The organism is Streptomyces sp. Ru62 (assembly GCF_002920615.1).
GTDB lineage: Bacteria > Actinomycetota > Actinomycetes > Streptomycetales > Streptomycetaceae > Streptomyces.
The window spans coordinates 13,389-30,185 of record NZ_PQSU01000044.1 but is presented as its reverse complement, the minus strand read 5'-3'; the positions used below and the strand labels follow the sequence as shown (position 1 = coordinate 30,185).

Here is a 16,797-nt window from a genome sequence, read left to right as displayed (position 1 = left end):
AAAGCTTTACCTTGCGGAGTCGCGCCCGGGAAGTGCGTCGTCAGGGCCGTGGGGGCCGGGGTGGGCGGCTGTCAAGAAAATGGGTGGTATTGGCTCCGTCTACTACCTGATGCCGTACTTAGGGCGTTTTGGGCCTGATGGGGTGCTCGGTTACCAAGGAATGGCCGCACCGGTGAGACGTCTCCATGGACGTCCGTACGCCGGGTGGCGGAAACGTCTCCGAGTTCACGAGGTCCAGATGTTCCAGCGCTTCACGTCCCGCTCTTCCCGTACGTCCTCGCTCCGTGCCCGTGTGACCGTCCTGGCTGCCGGACTCGGCGCCACGGCCGTACTGGGTACCGGGGTCGCGAGCGCCGCCACCGCGTCCGCCGGCTCCTGGGTCGACCCAGTCAAGAAGTACGCGCTCTCGGCGGGCTTCGCGCAGGCCGGCAACCACTGGGCGCACAAGCACAGCGGCCAGGACTTCGCCGTGCCGACCGGCACCGAGGTCGTCGCCGCGCACGGCGGCACCGTCGTCAAGGCCGGCCCCAACGGCGCCGGTGACGGCCCGGCGTACGGCAACGCCATCGTCATCAAGCACGGCAACGGCACCTACTCGCAGTACGCGCACCTGTCCCGGGTCGACGTCCGGATCGGCCAGGTCGTCGCGACCGGCCAGCACATCGCGCTGTCCGGCTCCACCGGCAACTCCACCGGTCCGCACCTGCACTTCGAGATCCGTACGACCCCGAACTACGGCTCCGGCATCGACCCGGTCGCGTTCCTGCGCGCCCAGGGTGTGAAGGTCTGACCTAGTCCTTCTCGCGGGCGTGCTCGTGCGCCTGCGCGACGAGGTCCAAGGCGACTTCGAGAACGGCCTCGCGCTTCTTCTCGGAGTCGCCTTCGAGGTCCTGCATCACGAACATCCCGGCGTGCAGCGTGAACATCGCGCTGACCGAGCGGACCTGGTCGACCAGCTCCGCCTCCGGGTCGATGAGGATGTCCCGCAGGCCGCGCATCCGGTCCTTGAAGGTGTCGCCGATGCGCAGTTCCCGAACCGTCGCCTGGTTCTCCTGCATGAAGCGGAACAGCGGTTCCGCGCCGGCCAGCGCCTCGCTGTAGCGGCGGACGATCTCCTGCTTGGTCTCCAGGGTGTGCGGCTGCTGCCCGCCCCACTCGATCAGGTCCTCGATCGGCTTCGTCAGATCCGCGAAGAGACTGACGATGATCTCTTCCTTCGTCTTGAAGTGGTAGTACAGGGCCGCCTTCGTGACGTCGAGACGCTCGGCGATCTCCCGCAGGGAGGTCTTCTCGTAGCCCTGCTCCGCGAAGAGTTCGAGCGCCACGTCCTGGATGCGCTGGCGGGTGTTGCCGCGGCGCTGCTGCTTGGTGCCGTCCATGGTGAGGCCCATCCTCGTACTCCTCGCGCTCCCGCGAAAACTTACTTGACGCCCGGCTAGTAGCGGGTCTACCTTCCGCAGTGTAGTAACTAGCCGGGCGGCAAGTAAGTATCTGCCGCAGGGGGAATGGGAAGACGATGGCGGACACGGTCGAAAGTGTCGTAGCAGGGGGCGGACAGCCCCAGAGTGCGGCCGAGGGCAAACAGCCCCGGAGTGTGCGGGTGGTGCTGCTCGCACTGATGATCGCGATGATGCTCGCGATGCTGGACAACATGATCGTCGGCACGGCGATGCCCACGATCGTGGGTGAACTGGGCGGACTGGAGCACCTCTCCTGGGTCGTCACCGGCTACACCCTGGCCACCGCGGCCTCCACCCCCGTCTGGGGCAAGATCGGCGACATGTACGGGCGCAAGGGCGCCTTCCTCAGCTCGATCGTGATCTTCCTCCTCGGCTCGGCCCTGAGCGGCATGGCCCAGGACATGGGCCAGCTGATCGGGTTCCGGGCCGTGCAGGGACTGGGAGCCGGCGGTCTGATGGTCGGCGTCATGGCGATCATCGGTGACCTGATCCCACCGCGGGAACGGGGCAAGTACCAGGGCATGATGGCCGGCGTGATGGCGCTGGCGATGATCGGCGGCCCGCTGGTCGGCGGCACCATCACCGACAACTGGGGCTGGCGCTGGGCCTTCTACATCAACCTGCCGCTCGGTGCGGTCGCACTCGCGCTCGTCACCGCCGTACTGCACCTGCCGAAGAAGCGCTCCAAGGCGGGCATCGACTACCTCGGCGTGCTGCTGCTGACCGTCGGCATCACCTCCATCGTGCTGGTCACCACCTGGGGCGGCACCGAGTACGCCTGGACCTCCGCGCGGATCATGGAACTGACCGGCATCGGCGTGGCCGCGCTCGTCGGGTTCGTGTTCTGGCAGACCAAGGCCGCCGAGCCGGTCGTGCCGCTGCACATCTTCCGCAGCCGCAACTTCACCCTGATGTCGGTCATCGGCTTCATCACCGGCTTCGTGATGTTCGGCGCCACCCTGTTCCTTCCGCTGTACCAGCAGGCCGTGCAGGGCGCCTCCGCCACCAACTCCGGACTGCTGCTCCTGCCGATGCTCGGCGCGATGCTCGTGACCTCGATGGTCGCCGGGCGGGTCACCACCAACAGCGGCCGGTACAAGATCTTCCCGATCGTCGGCGGCGTCCTGATGACCGTCGGCCTGTACCTGCTGTCCCTCATGGACACCGACACGACCCGCCTGACCTCCGGTGTCTACATGGCCGTGGTCGGCGCGGGCATGGGCTGCCTGATGCAGATCACCATGCTGGTCGCGCAGAACAGCGTCCAGATGAAGGACATGGGCGTGGCGTCCTCCTCGACGACCCTGTTCCGTACGCTCGGCTCCTCCTTCGGCGTGGCCATCATGGGCGCCCTGTTCAACCACCGGGTCCAGGACGTCATGGCCGAGCGGGCCGGCGCGCTGGGCAAGAACATCACGGAGAAGTCGGCGCAGATCGACGCGAAGGGCCTGGAGAAGCTCCCGGCGATGGCCCGCGAGGCGTACCAGTACGCGGTGTCCTCGGGCACGCACTCGGCGTTCCTGCTCGGCGCCGCGGTCTCGGTGCTGGTGCTGATCGCGGCGCTGTTCGTCAAGGAGGTGCCGCTCAAGGGCGGTCCGAAGGCCGCCACCGAGGGTGCCGACGCGGCGCCGGTGGCCGTGGTCGAGGCCGTCTGAGATCTGCCTGAGCCCGAAGGCCCCGGTGCGTGTCCGCAGCGCCGGGGCCTTCGGCCGTTCCCGCACCGGCCCCGATGTCAGACCCCCGTGTCACCATCGGCTCATGGACAAGATCCGCCGCCTCCGTCTGGCCAAGGACGCCATGGACCGGGACTGGGCCGACCCGGACCTGGACCTGGACGTGGTGGCGGCGCACGCCGGGTACTCGCGGTACCACTTCCTGCGCGCCTTCAAGGAGGCGTACGGCGAGACGCCCGGCCAGTACCTCACCCACCGGCGGATCGAGCGCGCCGAGGAGATGCTGCGCACGGCCAACCTCACGGTGACCGAGATCTGCACCCTGGTCGGCTTCAGCAGCCTCGGCACGTTCTCCGCCCGTTTCAAGGCCCGCACCGGCCTCACCCCGAGCGAGTACCGGGCGCGGCACGTCGGTCGCGGTGCCGCCCTCATACCCGGCTGCTACGCCATGCTCTGGGCCGGCGGTTTCAACACCGCAACATCGAAGAAGCGCGCCGCGCCCGGCCCTGCCTACGGTGACGAGCAGGAACAGCAGCCTCGCGACAGGAGAGCGCAGTCATGATCAAGGGCCTGGCCATCAGCACCGTGTGGACCACCGACCAGCAGCGGACGAAGGCCTTCTTCACCGAGAAGCTGGGCTTCGAGGTGCGCAGCGACCTCGCCCTGGGCCATATGCACTGGGTCACCGTCGGCGCCAAGGACCAGCCCGGTCTGGAGCTGGCGCTGATGAGCCTGGACGGTCTGGACCCCGAGTCCGCCGAGGCGATGAAGAAGCTGGTCGCCAAGGGAGTGCTCGGCGCGGGGGCGTTCCACACGGACGACTGCCGGGGCGACTACGCGGCCTTCAAGGCACGTGGGGTGGAGTTCATCCAGGAGCCGAAGGAGCGGCCGTACGGCATCGAGGCGATCTTCCGCGACGACAGCGGCAACTGGTACTCGCTGACCGAGCGCAGCGAGGAGCTGGACTTCTCCAAGGACTTCGGGTGACCGTACGGCCTGCCGTGCTGCCGGACCACACGGCGGTGCGGGTCGCCCTGTGGCGGGCGCTGCACGTCCATGCCGATCCGCCGCCGCACGTCATCGAGGACGAGATCGGGCTGCGCCTGGCGGATCCCGGCGACGACTGGCGGTCCCGCCCCGACATGGACGAGCGGGCCACCCGGCCCGTGCGGGCGTCCATCGCGGCCCGCGCCCGGTTCGTGGAGGACCTCGTCGTGGAGCAGGCCGCGCGGGGCGTCGGCCAGTACGTCGTCCTCGGCGCCGGTCTGGACACGTTCGCCCAGCGCCGGCCGGAGATCGCCGCGCGGCTGCGGGTGTTCGAGGCGGACCGGCCCGGGCCGCAGGAATGGAAGCGGCGCCGGCTCGCCGCACTCGGCCACGAGGTGCCCGACTGGCTGCGGCTGGTGCCGGTCGACTTCGAGGGGGACTGGTGGGGGAGGCTGCTCGCGGCGGGTCTCGACCCGGACCGCCCGGCGGTCGTGGCCTGCACCGGCGTGACCATGTACCTCACGCGCGAGGCCATCACCGCGAGCTTCCGGCAGGTCGCGACGCTCGCGCCGGGCTCCACGCTCGCCACCACGTTCCTGCGACCGGCCGAGGACGTCGAGCCCGAGCTGCGGCCGTTCCAGGAAGCGGCGGAGCGCGGTGCGCGCGCGTCCGGCACCCCGTTCCTCAGCCACTTCACGCCCCAGCGGATGATGGCCCTGACCCGTGAGGCCGGCTTCCGCGACGCCCGTCACATACCGGCGGAGGAACTCACCCGCCGCTACTTCGCCGGCCGGCCGGACGGGCTCAGGCCGTCGCGAGCGGAGGAACTGGTGGTGGCGACCACCTGAGCACCCCGAGGCGGTGACGGAGGGGGCGCCGGGGCCGACGCCGCGCTCGGTCGGAGATGCGGCGCCGGGCCATCGACGTGCTCGACCGATACGGCAGGAGACGGAACACGCCGGGCCGGCCGGGCCTCAGCGCTGAGCCTGGACATCGGCCTCACGTTCCACGACATAGGTCAGGCGATCACTTCGGCCCGGTCCTCTCGGCGAGCGGTGCACCCTCACATGTCCCGGGCCGCGCGGCGAACGGGGCCTGCCTGCGGCACCGGGGCGCTGCCGGACGCGGGCAGCATCGGATAGCTGCCCGTGTTGGTCGGGGCGTGCTCCGGCAGCCACAGGACGGCCACCGCACCCTCCGCGGGAACGCCGGCGGGCGCCCCCGCGGGCCGTACGTTGCGGAACGTCAGCCGGGCGCCCAGCACCCGCGCCTGGCCCGCCGCGATGGTCAGGCCGAGGCCGTGACCCTGCCCGGCGCGGTCCTTGCTCCCGGTGCGGAACCGGCTCGGCCCCTCGGCGAGCAGCTCGTCCGGGAAGCCGGGGCCGTGGTCGCGGACCCGGATGACCCGCCCCTCCACGGTGACCTCGATCGGTGGCCGGCCGTGCCGGGCGGCGTTGGTGAGCAGGTTGAACAGCACCCGTTCCAGCCGCCGGGGGTCGGTGGTGACCTCCGACTCGTGCACCACCCGTACGGCGATGTCCGGATCCTTGGCCGCCACCCGGCGCGCGACGAACTCGCCGAGCATGATGTCCTGCAACTCCGCCCGCTCCGAGGCCCCGTCCAGCCGGGCCACCTCCAGGACGTCCTCGACCAGGGTGCGCATGGCCTTGGCCCGGTCCAGGACCAGCTCCGTGGGCCGGCCGGGCGGCAGCAGTTCGGCGGCGGTCAGCAGACCCGTCACCGGGGTGCGCAGCTCGTGCGCGATGTCGGCGGTGACCCGCCGCTCGGCCTCCAGGCGCTGCCGCAGCGCGTCCGCCATGGCGTCCACCGCGCGCGCGAGTTCGTCGGTCTCGTCCCGTACGACCCCGCCGATGGCCTCCTGCACCCGGACGTCGGTCTCGCCGGCCGCGGCCTGGTTCGCGGCGGCCGCGGCCTTGCGCAGCCGGCGGGACAGCTGCCCGCCGATCAGCACGCCCAGCGCGCTGCCGCCGAGCACGACCGCGACCGAGCCGATGATCAGGGCCTGGTCCAGGTCCTGCAGCATGTCGGTGCTGCGGTCGGGCAGATGGCTGTGCAGGGACAGCACATGCCCGTCCTTCACGGGGACGGCCGCCCAGATGTCCGCCACCCCGTGGTGCTCGGAGACATCGCTCGCCCGGCGGCCCCGCTCGACCCTCTCGCGCAGCGCGGCCGGCAGCTCCGGGTCGTCGACCTTGACGTAGGGGAAGACCGGCCCCCGGTTCAGCTCGTAGTTGCGCTGGGCCATCAGGACCCGGTCGTTGGCCAGCTCGCGCGCGTTGTCCAGCATCGAGACGCGGGCCGCGTTGTGCACGACCAGGCTCAGGACGATCGCCACCAGCCCGGCCACCAGGGCGATGGCCGCGCTGACCTTCCATCTGAGCCCGGTGCGCAGGCCCGCGCGCTCCATGCGCCGGACCGGGTGCCGAAGAATCCCCCGCATCACGCCGCTCCGCTCAGGCCTTCAGCTTGTAGCCGAAGCCGCGGACCGTCTCGATCCGGTCCTGGCCGATCTTCTGCCGCAGCCGCTGCACATGCACGTCCACGACCCGGGTGTCACCGCCCCAGCCGTAGTCCCACACCCGTTCCAGCAGCTTGTCGCGGGAGAGCACGGTGCCCGGCGCGGCGGAGAACTCCAGCAGCAGCCGCATCTCGGTCGGGGTCAGCGCCACCGGCTGCCCTGCCCGGCGCACCTCCATGCCGTCGGTGTCGATCTCCAGGTCCCCGAAGGCGAGTGTGCCGCCGTCCGCCGACGCGGCCTCCTCGGCCTGCGCGGATCCGCCGGCGTGCCCGAAGCGGCGCAGCACCGCGCGGATCCGGGCGACCAGCACGGCACCGTCGAAGGGCTTGGTCACGTAGTCGTCGGCGCCCGCTTCCAGGCCCAGGACGACGTCGATGGAGTCGGCACGCGCCGACAGCATGATCACCGGCACGGTCGACTCGTCCCGGATCCGGCGGCACAGGCTGACGCCGTCCAGGCCCGGCACCATGACGTCCAGCAGCGCGATGTCGGGGCGGTTCGCCCGGAACGCCTCCAGGCCCGACAGGCCGTCGGGCATCGCGGTGACCGCGAAGCCGTCCCGCTCCAGGGCGAGCTGGGTGGCCTCGCGGATGACGTCGTCGTCCTCGACGAACAGGACGTGGGTCTGCTCTGCCATCCCGGTGCTCTCAGTCCTCGTGGGGTAGGTGTGGCGGTCAGGTGTGCGGGGCGTGGGGCGGTGTCAGCTGTCCGGTGCGGGCGCCGGGCCCCCGCCGGCGGACTTGCTGTACTCGTTGCGCGTGGGCTTGCCCTGGGCGAACCGTCCCGCCTTCCAGGTGTACGGGGTCACGATCTCACCGGACGGGCTGGAGATCGGGTCGCCCTTCTCGTAGTACTGCCTGGTCACCGACAGGACACCCTGGTCGATCTCCGCGTAGACCGGGGACTCCTCGCTCTTGAAGACGTTCCTGAAGGAGCCGTCGTCGTCCCGGTACACGTACGAGCCGATGCCGACCGCGTCGGCGCAGGTCAGCACGTTGATGACGACATCGTCCACCGGGGCCCCGGTCAGATTGCCGTAGGAGACGTCGACCGGGTACTCATCGCCGTTGCACGGTTTCAGCTCCCGCTTGACCGCTGACGACACCTCGGGATCGCTCTTGACCAGCGCGACGGGGTCCACCCGCCGGTAGTTCTCGGAAGGGCCCGGGGAGGGGGAGGCGACGGCCCCGGCCACCGCCGAGGCGTGTGCCGGGCCCTCGTCCCGCGCGCCCGTGCCCCCGCTGCCGCACGCGGCGAGCAAAAGGGCGGGGGCGGCGAGCACGGTCCCCACCGCGATCACCGCCTGTGTACTGCCTCGGACCCGGTCGGGCCCGGCCCCGGTCAGGCCGCGCAACGCTCCCGCTCCTCACGCTCCAGAGCGCGTGCGTCCAGATCGCGGGCCTCCAGCTCCTCACGGAGCCGGGCGAGCGCCCGGTGCAGCGTGCTCTTGACCGTACCGGCCGACATGCCGAGGGCAGCGGCCGTCTCCTCAGTGGACATCTGCTCCCAGTGTCGCAGCACCACGACACTGCGCTGCTTCGGTGCGAGCACCTTCATCACGTCCATCAGCAGAGCCCGGTCGGCGTGCTGCTCGGTGGAGTCCTCGACGGAGGCGTCCGGAAGCTGCTCGGTCGGCACCTCCTCCAGCTTGCGCGCCCGCCACCACTCCGTCCGCGTGTTGATCATGACCCGCCGCAGATAGGCGTCGGCGAGCCGCTTGTCGGCGATGCCCTCCCACCGGCCGTACGTCCGCACCAGCGCCGTCTGCAGCAGGTCCTGGGCGTCGACCGGGTCCGGTACCAGCCGACGGGCGCTGCGCAGCAGCGCGTCCTGCCGGCTGCGGACGTACTCCTCGAATTCGAGCACCTCGCCCTGCGCCATGATCAACCGCCTCCGTTCCCCGTTGTGCTTCCGGCCCTCGCCCGAAGTCCCGCTCTCCCCGCGCCCGGTGGTCTCCCGGGCACGGAGAAGAAGCTACGGAGTGGTTGTCACGAGGCTGTGCGGACCAGCCTGCGGCTGGCAATCGGCTATCCGTCGGTTGTGTAACGGACGGAGGAACGGGGTAGAGATGACGGGGTATTTGTGGCGCTGTGGGGCGATTTGTCCGCCTGGGATCTCCGTAACGGATACCGGGCCGTTGTGACTTGGCTGTGCGTCAGCCGAGCGGCAGCCGATAAAGGCCACCCGGAAGCGGCTCCACCAGACCGTCCGCGACCAGCCCGTCGAGCGCGCGCGCCCGCTGCACCGGCTCGTGCCACACCCGGTCCAGCACCGCCTGCGGCACCGGCGCGTGCGCCTCCCGCAGCACGGCCAGCAGCTTGCCGCGCACCTGCCGGTCTGTACCGGCGTACGTCTGCCCGCGACGCGGCGGACCCGCGTGCTCCGGCTTGCCCGCGAGCCGCCAGGCGCACTGCGCGGCGATCGGGCACCGGGGGCAGCCCTCGTTCTTCGCCGTGCACACCAGCGCGCCCAGCTCCATGGAGGCGGCGGCCCACCGCGCGGCGGTCCGCTCGTCCTGCGGCAGCAGCTCCCGTGCCAGGCGCCGCTCGGCGGCCGTGGTCGCGTTCGGCGGGTACTGCACCCCGGTCACCGCCCGCGCGAGCACCCGGCGCACATTGGTGTCCAGCACCGCGTGCCGCTGCCCGTACGCGAACGAGGCCACCGCGGCGGCCGTGTACTCGCCGATGCCGGGCAGCGCGAGCAGTTTCGCGTGGTCCGTCGGTACGTCACCGCCGTGCCGCTCCGTTATGGCGACCGCGGCGCCGTGCAGGCGCAGGGCCCGGCGCGGATAGCCGAGCCGGCCCCAGGCGCGCACCGCCTCACCGGGCGCCTCCTTCGCCAGGTCGGCGGGACGCGGCCAGCGGGCCAGCCACTCCTCGTAGACGGGCAGCACCCGGTTCACCGGGGTCTGCTGGAGCATGAACTCGCTGACCATCACGCCCCAGGGGCCCGCCTCCGGGCGGCGCCAGGGGAGGTCGCGGGCGTGGGTCTCGAACCAGGCGATCACGGGGGCGTGCAGCATCTCAGTCATGGCCCTTCCGATCCTGCCACGGGTTGGCGGGCCCGATGGGTGACGGCGCGGTCACCGAGCGTGGCGGAATGCGAAGAACCGCGGCGCCTGCGGCAGTTGCCGGGATGATGATCCGGAAAAGTTGGCGCCGGCGCGGCGGGTGGCGCGAGCGAGCGCGGCGATCTCTCGTACAGTTTGCGCCGTGGGATCTCTGCGCAATCCGGTCGGGCCGCTTCCCTCCTCCATCTACTGGCGTCGGAGGGCCGTACTGCTGTCCATGCTCGCCCTGTTGGCGCTGGTGATCACATGGATCGTCACCGCCGGCGGCGGAGGCGGCAAGAAGAACGCCGACGGGTCCAACGGCAAGAATCCCACGCACACCATCACGCCCGGGCCGAGCCCGTCCGGTTCCGCCATCAGCCAACACCCCGGCGGCCGCGACGAGTCGGGCGGCGGGGACTCCAGCGGCTCCGGTTCGGGTTCCGGCTCCGGTTCCGCCTCTGGCGGGGACGGCGGGGACGGTGGGGACGGCGGTTCGGCCGACGGCTCCTCGGGAGCGGGTGCCGGCTCGGGTACGGCGTCCGGTGGCGGCGGCGTCGGTACGGGCGACACGCTCCCGGCGTCCTCCACGCTGCCCAACTGCACGGCCGGAGCCGTGGCGTTGAGCCTGCGCAGCGTGCACAACTCCTACTCGCCGGACCAGACGCCGACGTTCGAACTCACCGCGAAGAACAGCTCGTCGGCCGACTGCAAGGTCGATCTCGGTCCCAGGAACGCGGTGTTGACGGTCACACCGGCGGACGGCGACGACACCTTCTGGTCGTCGGCCGACTGCCCCGGGGGCGCGGGCAGCCTGGTGTTCCGGGTGCCCGCCGGCCAGAGCATCACCTACACCGTGAAGTGGGACCGCAAGCCGAGCGCGGCCCACTGCGCGACCCCCTCCGGGGGTGCCGCGAAGCCGGGCACGTACCTGCTGGAGGCCAAGACCCCGGGCTTCGGCAAGGCCCAGGCGTCGTTCGTGCTGTCGGCCGACTGAGGACGGGGGCGGCGCGGGTGCGTCGTCGAGTGCCGCCCGGTGTGGCTGACCGCGCAGTTCCCCGCGCCCCTTGGGCGGGCGATGCGCAGCTTGCTTGAGGGGCGCGGGGACCCTGCGCGAACGCCCCCCACGGACCCGCAGTCATACGGCATCCGGCACCGAGTTCATAGGCGCCCGGCCCCGGAATCAGACGTAGCGCTCCAGGATCGACGACTCCGCCAGGCGCGACAGCCCCTCCCGCACGCTCCGCGCGCGGGCCTCGCCGACCCCGTCCACCGTCTGCAGGTCGTCGACGCTCGCGGCGAGCAGCTTCTGCAGGCCCCCGAAATGCTCCACGAGCCGGTCGATGATGGCGCCCGGCAGCCGCGGCACCTTGGCCAGCAGCCGGAACCCCCGCGGGGACACCGCCGAGTCGAGCGTCTCGGGAGATCCCGTGTAGCCCAGCGCCCGCGCCACCGTGCCGAGTTCGAGCAGCTCCGCGTGGGTCAGCGCGTCCAGCTCGGCCAGCGCCTCGTCGACCGTGCGGGACCGCTTCGCCGTCGGCTCGGGCACGTAGTCGCGGACGACCAGCGAGCGGTCGGGCTCGACCCCGGCGATCAACTCCTCCAGCTGGAGGGCGAGAAGACGGCCGTCCGTGCCCAGCTCGACCACGTACTCGGCGATTTCGGTGGCGATACGGCGGACCATCTCCAGCCGCTGCGCGACCGCCGACACGTCCCGGACCGTGACCAGGTCCTCGATCTCCAGCGCCGACAGCGTGCCCGCGACCTCGTCCAGCCGGAGCTTGTACCGCTCCAGCGTCGCCAGCGCCTGGTTCGCGCGGGACAGGATCGCCGCCGAGTCCTCCAGAACGCGCCGCTGACCGTCCACGTACAGAGCGATCAGCCGCATCGACTGGGAGACCGAGACCACCGGGAAGCCGACCTGCTTGCTCACGCGGTCCGCCGTGCGGTGCCGCGTGCCCGTCTCCTCCGTCGGGATCGTCGCGTCCGGCACGAACTGCACGCCCGCCCGGAGGATCTTGGACAGGTCCGACGACAGCACGATGCCGCCGTCCAGCTTGCACAGCTCCCGCAGCCGGGTCGCGGTGAACTCGACGTCCAGCACGAAACCGCCCGTGCACATCGCCTCGACCGTTTTGTCCGAGCCGAGGACGATGAGCCCGCCGGTGTTGCCGCGCAGGACGCGCTCCAGGCCGTCACGCAAGGCCGTACCGGGTGCCACGGCGCTCAGCGAGGCGCGCATCAGACCATCGGAACCGGCACTCCCACCGGACTTGCCGGGAGCTGCTGCCCGGTCGTTGGCTGCCACTGCACTCCTCCGGTCGCAGGTTCTGACGCGCTCCCGCACCCGCACTCGGTTCGTACGGACGGGCGAGACCTGGGCAAAGTCTACCGGCGCTCCTCCGCCTCCCGTGGGGCCTCTCGGCGACGGGAGCGCGGCAGGACCCGGAGCGCGTCGCCCATGTCGGCGACTTCCAGGACCTTCATGCCGGGCGGCACCTTCCCCGGATCGGCCGGTACGAGCGCGTGCGTGAAGCCCAGCCGGTGCGCCTCGGCGAGCCTGCGCTGCACGCCCGTGACCCGTCTGACCTCGCCCGCGAGCCCGACCTCGCCGATCGCCACCAGGTTCTTCGGCAGCGGGGTGTCGCTGGCGGCCGAGGCGAGGGCGAGCGCGATGGCGAGGTCGGCGGCCGGCTCCGACAGCTTCACGCCGCCGACCGTCGCCGAGTAGATGTCCCGCTTGCCCAGCGCGCTGATCCGGCCCCGCTGCTCCAGGACGGCCAGCATCATCGACACCCGGGAGGTCTCCAGGCCGGACGTCGTACGGCGCGGGGAGGGGATCTGGGAGTCGACGGTCAGCGCCTGCACCTCGGCCACCAGCGGACGGCGGCCCTCCAGGGTGACGGTCAGGCAGGTGCCCGGGACCGGCTCGGCCCGGCGGGTCAGGAACAGGCCGCTGGGGTCGGCGAGGCCCGTGATGCCCTCGTCGTGCAGCTCGAAGCAGCCGACCTCGTCCGTCGCGCCGTAGCGGTTCTTCACGCCCCGCACCAGACGCAGGCGCGCGTGCCGGTCGCCCTCGAAGTGCAGGACGACGTCCACCAGGTGCTCCAGCAGGCGGGGCCCGGCGATGGCGCCGTCCTTCGTGACGTGGCCCACGAGCAGCGTGGACATGCCCCGTTCCTTGGACGCCCGGATCAGCGCCCCCGCCACCTCGCGGACCTGGGCCATGCCGCCGGGGGCGCCCTCGATCTCCGGGGAGGCCACCGTCTGCACCGAGTCGAGGATCAGCAGGGACGGCTTGACCTCGTCCAGGTGGCCGAGGACCGCGGACAGGTCGGTCTCGGCGGCCAGGTAGAGGTGGTCGTGGAGCGCGCCGATGCGGTCGGCGCGCAGCCGCACCTGGCTCGCCGACTCCTCGCCGGTCACATAGAGGGTGGGGTGCTCGGCGCCGGCCGCCTTGGCGGCCACGTCCAGCAGCAGGGTGGACTTGCCGACGCCGGGCTCGCCCGCGAGCAGGACGACCGCGCCCGGCACGAGACCGCCGCCGAGGACCCGGTCCAGCTCCGGCACGCCGGTCGAGCGGGCGGTGGCCTGCCGGCCGTCGACCTGGCCGATGGGCAGCGCGGAGGTGGTCACCCGGCCCGGTGCGGTGGTCCGGACCGCGGGCGCGCCGTACTCCTCGACCGTGCCCCAGGCCTGGCACTCCGGGCAGCGGCCGAGCCACTTGGCCGTCTGCCAGCCGCACTCGGTGCAGCGGTAGGACGGGCGGTCCTTGGTCGTCTTGGTACGGGCAGCCATGCGGAAACCGTAGCCCGGAGCACTGACAACGGGACCGGCAGTCGGGTGCTGAGGAGCGGGGAGCACGTGTGGGTGAACCGTTATCGGCCGGCGCCCACCGGGATCCAGCCGCGGAATCAAAGGTTCCTGTCCCCTTATGAGGGATCGTTTCACCCGTACGGATTAAAAGTGCTCAAGGTTCCAGAAGGGGCACTCCGCAGCCGCCTACGGTCGCACGGGTGATGAGCAGCAGTCCGGAGACGACCACCCGCACGACAGGCGCGCACCGGGCGCATCGCGGGACACGTGAGGCCCGTGACGCACGACGCGAAGCGCGCGAGAACCGTGAGGAGAAAGAGGCGCGCGACCGCGCCGCCGCGCGCACCGTCGCCCAGCGCACGCCCGCGCGCTTCGAGCCGTACCTGGACGGCCTGTTCACCTACTGCCTGTCCGTCCTGTGCGACCACGACACGGCCACCGCCGCCCTCGGCGACGCGCTGGCCCTGGCCGAACGGCGCGGCCACCGCGCCCCCGGGGCCCCCGGCGACCAGCGGGCCTGGCTGTACGCCCTGGCCCGCTGGGCCTGCCTCCGCAAGCTCGCCGAGGCCAAGCAGAAACGTCAGGCCACACACGCGGCGGGACGTGGCGGGGCGGGGGGCACGGGCAAGGGGGCGGACGGGGGCGCCGGGAGAAGGTCCGGCGCTGCCGGGAAGAGGAGCGCCGGGGGCGGGGGCGGCGCCGGGGGCCGGAATGGCGCCGGGAGCGCGAGCGCGGCCGGGGGCGGCGCCGGGGCAGCCGGAACTGCCTGGGGCGACGGGGTCGCTGGGGCGGCGGGGGCTGAAAGGACTGCGGGGGCCGATGGGACTGCCGGGGCCGTCGGGACCTCACGGGCAGAAGGAACTTCTTGGGGCCAGGGCACTGATGGTCCACTCGGGTCTTCCGGAGCCACCGGTTCCGCCGAGCCCTCCGCCGGAGCTCAGTGGCCCTCTGGAGCCCCCGGGAGTTCCCGGGCTCCCGGGGGCACCGGCAAAGAGCCCCCCTCGTCAGCCGCCTCCCCCCGGACATCCAAGAGCAGCGGCGACGCGAGCTCGCGCTGCTGGCCTGGCCGGAAGCCGCCGGTACCACGCCCGAGCAGCGCGAGGCCCTGGAACTCGCCGTCCGGCACCACCTCGCCACGCACGAGGTCGCCGCCGTCCTCGGCATGGAGCCCGCCGCCGCGCGGGAACTGCTCGCCTCCGCCGCCTGCGAAGTGGAACGCACACGCGCGGCCCTCGCCGTGGTCGAGACGGGCGGCTGCCCGAGCGTGGCCCACCTCACCGGCGACAACCGGCTGGTCCTCAGCGCTGCCCTTCGCCGCGAGCTGGTCCGGCACGTCGACGACTGTCCGCGCTGCCGCCGCACCGCCGAGCGCGCGGTCCCCGGCCGCTGGCCCGGCGCCACGGTCACCCCCGCCGAGCTGCCCGTGCTGGAAGCGCCGCGCGCGGCCCTGGCACGCCACCCGCGCGCGCGAGGCGCCGCCGGACCCCGCTTCGACCGGCGCGGCTTCCCGATGGACCCCAAGGACCGCGCGGCCCGCCGCGACCGCATCCGCGCGCGGGCCGTCACGACGACGGTCGTGGCCACTGTGGTCGCCGCACCGGTCCTCGCCCTCTGGGCCGCCTATCGGGGCGGGCCGGCAGGGGAGGACGACGGCCGCTCGGCGACCGCGCGGGAGGCGCAAGGTCCCGAGGCGCTCGGCGGCGACACGTCCGGCGGCTACGAGAACGCGGGGAACGCGAGAGTGAAGCCGGGCGTCCGCATGGGAAAGAACGGCAAGGCGGACGTCTCGGTGGAGGTCGTCAGCGTCAGCGGCAAGGGCGGGAAGGGCGCGGGACAGCTCGAAGTCAGCGCCGCCAACGACGGCGACACCACCCTGATCACCCTCACGGCGTCCGGCGAGTCCGAGGTCCGCTGGTCGGTGTCCACGACGGCCGGCTGGCTCTACTTCAGCCAGTCCTCGGGAACCCTCGGACCCGGCCGGACCTTGACGATCAAGGTGTACGTCGACCATCTGCGCGAGCCGTCCGGCCACTGGCACGCGCAGGTGGCGGTGGCACCGGCGGGCGCGGTCGTCTCGATCGACGGATACGGCACGGCACCCAGCCGTCCGACCCCACCCCACGCCTCACCGACACCCTCGTCGCCCCCGCCGAGCACACCGCCGACCGAGCCCCCCGCCACGCAGTCCCCACCGCCCACGGACCCGACGCCGAGCCCGACGACCCCGCCCCCCTCCGACTCCCCGACGCCGACTCCCATGCCGACCGACACCGAGACCCCGACCCCGACGGACAGCTAGGCAGGAGCCGGGAAGACGGGGGCTTCCAGCCGAGCGAGCCGGGTGGGCGGGAGGAGCGAGCGGGAAAGGCCGTTACGAGGCTTCCGGGTCGGCCGGGTGGGGCGCCAGCAGGGGCAACTGTGAAGCCAGCCGCGCTTCGCACAGCTCGACCAGACGGTCGTACCCCGCCTTGCCCATCAGCTCCGTCAGCTCGGCCCGGTAGGACACGTACACCGGCTCACCCGCGCCGTGCGCCGACGTCGCCGAGGTGCACCACCAGTGCAGGTCGTGCCCGCCCGGCCCCCAGCCCCGGCGGTCGTACTCCCCGATGGACACCTGGAGCACCCGTGTGTCGTCCGGCCGGTCGATCCAGTCGTACGTCCGCCGGATCGGCAGCTGCCAGCACACGTCCGGCTTGGTCTCCAGCGGTTCCCGGCCCTCCTTCAGCGCCAGGATGTGCAGCGAGCAGCCGGCCCCGCCCGCGAACCCCGGCCGGTTCTGGAAGATGCACGACCCCTGGAACGGCCGCGTCTGCCGGGAACCCTCCTCGTCCTCGGAGACCCACCCGCCCCGCGTGCCCTCGTCATGGTGCTGCCAGATCTCCGGCGTGAGCCGCGCCACGTGCTCGGCGACCCGCTTCTCGTCGTCCTCGTCGGAGAAGTGCGCCCCCAGCGTGCAGCACCCGTCGTCCGCGCGGCCCGCCTGAATGCCCTGGCAGCCACTGCCGAAGATGCAGTTCCAGCGAGAGGTCAGCCATGTCAGATCGCAGCGGAAGACCTGCTCGTCGTCCGCCGGGTCAGGAAACTCCACCCAGGCACGGGCGAAATCGAGCCCCTTCTCGTCGCCCATCAACGCCTCCGTGGTGGTCTTGGCGGCCTTACGGCCTTTGCCCGCCTTGTCGGCTTTGTCAGCCTTCGCCTTTTTCGTCTTTGGCACCCGTCCAGGGTAAGTGGCCGGGTGCCGCACGCGGGACCGAGGACGGACGTTCTGGCAGT

Annotated in this window: 16 protein-coding genes; 7 read left to right on the top strand and 9 right to left on the bottom strand. The window is 72.0% G+C overall.

Features of this window, described 5'->3' with window-relative positions:
* Positions 1–238: 238 nt before the first annotated feature.
* Positions 239–790 carry a M23 family metallopeptidase gene (locus C3492_RS38900; protein WP_014674147.1) on the top strand — a complete coding sequence of 184 codons (552 nt, stop codon included), beginning with the start codon at positions 239–241 and terminating at the stop codon, positions 788–790.
* 1 nt (position 791) lies between these two features.
* Here C3492_RS38900 and C3492_RS38895 read toward each other — a convergent pair whose 3' ends face one another.
* Positions 792–1,391 carry a TetR/AcrR family transcriptional regulator gene (locus tag C3492_RS38895; protein WP_103817331.1) on the bottom strand — a complete coding sequence of 200 codons (600 nt, stop codon included), beginning with the start codon at positions 1,389–1,391 and terminating at the stop codon, positions 792–794.
* A 125-nt stretch (positions 1,392–1,516) separates the two neighbouring features.
* Between C3492_RS38895 and C3492_RS38890 the strand changes: the two genes are divergently transcribed.
* The 4 genes from C3492_RS38890 (at position 1,517) to C3492_RS38875 (ending at position 4,968) form a co-directional block, all read left to right on the top strand.
* Positions 1,517–3,115, top strand: coding sequence for an MDR family MFS transporter (locus tag C3492_RS38890; RefSeq protein WP_181140771.1), 1,599 nt, complete (start codon positions 1,517–1,519; stop codon positions 3,113–3,115).
* Between the two features lie 103 nt (positions 3,116–3,218).
* Positions 3,219–3,695, top strand: coding sequence for a helix-turn-helix transcriptional regulator (locus C3492_RS38885; protein WP_103817329.1), 477 nt, complete (start codon positions 3,219–3,221; stop codon positions 3,693–3,695).
* On the top strand, positions 3,692–4,120 hold the full coding sequence (locus tag C3492_RS38880; protein WP_103817328.1) for a VOC family protein: 429 nt from the start codon (positions 3,692–3,694) through the stop codon (positions 4,118–4,120). Before C3492_RS38885 ends, C3492_RS38880 begins: the two co-directional genes overlap by 4 nt.
* Positions 4,117–4,968, top strand: a complete 852-nt coding sequence (locus tag C3492_RS38875) for a class I SAM-dependent methyltransferase (RefSeq protein ID WP_103817327.1) — start codon at positions 4,117–4,119, stop codon at positions 4,966–4,968. Before C3492_RS38880 ends, C3492_RS38875 begins: the two co-directional genes overlap by 4 nt.
* A gap of 215 nt (positions 4,969–5,183) precedes the next feature.
* On the opposite strand, the gene cseC is transcribed toward C3492_RS38875, so the two are convergent.
* The 5 genes from cseC to C3492_RS38850 all read right to left on the bottom strand — a co-directional run bounded on the left by cseC (position 5,184) and on the right by C3492_RS38850 (position 9,690).
* Positions 5,184–6,581 carry a two-component system sensor histidine kinase CseC gene (gene cseC, locus C3492_RS38870; protein ID WP_103817326.1) on the bottom strand — a complete coding sequence of 466 codons (1,398 nt, stop codon included), beginning with the start codon at positions 6,579–6,581 and terminating at the stop codon, positions 5,184–5,186.
* Between the two features lie 13 nt (positions 6,582–6,594).
* A complete protein-coding gene (gene cseB / locus C3492_RS38865) occupies positions 6,595–7,296 on the bottom strand; it encodes a two-component system response regulator CseB (protein WP_103817325.1) in 702 nt (233 codons plus the stop codon).
* A 63-nt stretch (positions 7,297–7,359) separates the two neighbouring features.
* Complete coding sequence (locus C3492_RS38860; protein WP_374938422.1) at positions 7,360–8,013, bottom strand: hypothetical protein; 654 nt, start codon at positions 8,011–8,013, stop codon at positions 7,360–7,362.
* Positions 8,001–8,540, bottom strand: a complete 540-nt coding sequence (locus C3492_RS38855) for a SigE family RNA polymerase sigma factor (RefSeq protein ID WP_014674153.1) — start codon at positions 8,538–8,540, stop codon at positions 8,001–8,003. Before C3492_RS38855 ends, C3492_RS38860 begins: the two co-directional genes overlap by 13 nt.
* Before the next feature lie 274 nt (positions 8,541–8,814).
* Positions 8,815–9,690, bottom strand: a complete 876-nt coding sequence (locus C3492_RS38850; RefSeq protein ID WP_103817324.1) for an A/G-specific adenine glycosylase — start codon at positions 9,688–9,690, stop codon at positions 8,815–8,817.
* Between the two features lie 181 nt (positions 9,691–9,871).
* Here C3492_RS38850 and C3492_RS38845 point away from each other — a divergent pair, with 181 nt between their 5' ends.
* The gene (locus tag C3492_RS38845; RefSeq protein ID WP_181140770.1) at positions 9,872–10,705 is read left to right on the top strand and encodes a hypothetical protein; all 834 of its coding nucleotides are present in this window, start codon (positions 9,872–9,874) and stop codon (positions 10,703–10,705) included.
* Between the two features lie 186 nt (positions 10,706–10,891).
* Here C3492_RS38845 and disA read toward each other — a convergent pair whose 3' ends face one another.
* Positions 10,892–12,016 carry a DNA integrity scanning diadenylate cyclase DisA gene (disA, locus tag C3492_RS38840; protein ID WP_015493313.1) on the bottom strand — a complete coding sequence of 375 codons (1,125 nt, stop codon included), beginning with the start codon at positions 12,014–12,016 and terminating at the stop codon, positions 10,892–10,894.
* Between the two features lie 80 nt (positions 12,017–12,096).
* Positions 12,097–13,506 (bottom strand): DNA repair protein RadA, encoded by a 1,410-nt coding sequence (gene radA / locus C3492_RS38835; RefSeq protein WP_103817322.1) that lies wholly within the window; start codon positions 13,504–13,506, stop codon positions 12,097–12,099.
* 958 nt (positions 13,507–14,464) lie between these two features.
* On the opposite strand from radA, the gene C3492_RS38820 reads away from it, so the two are divergent.
* Entirely contained in the window at positions 14,465–15,823 is a 1,359-nt protein-coding gene (locus C3492_RS38820; RefSeq protein ID WP_258056165.1) for a hypothetical protein, read from the top strand.
* Positions 15,824–15,895: 72 nt separating this feature from the next.
* On the opposite strand, the gene C3492_RS38815 is transcribed toward C3492_RS38820, so the two are convergent.
* Complete coding sequence (locus C3492_RS38815) at positions 15,896–16,738, bottom strand: hypothetical protein (RefSeq protein ID WP_181140769.1); 843 nt, start codon at positions 16,736–16,738, stop codon at positions 15,896–15,898.
* Between the last annotated feature and the right edge of the window lie 59 nt (positions 16,739–16,797).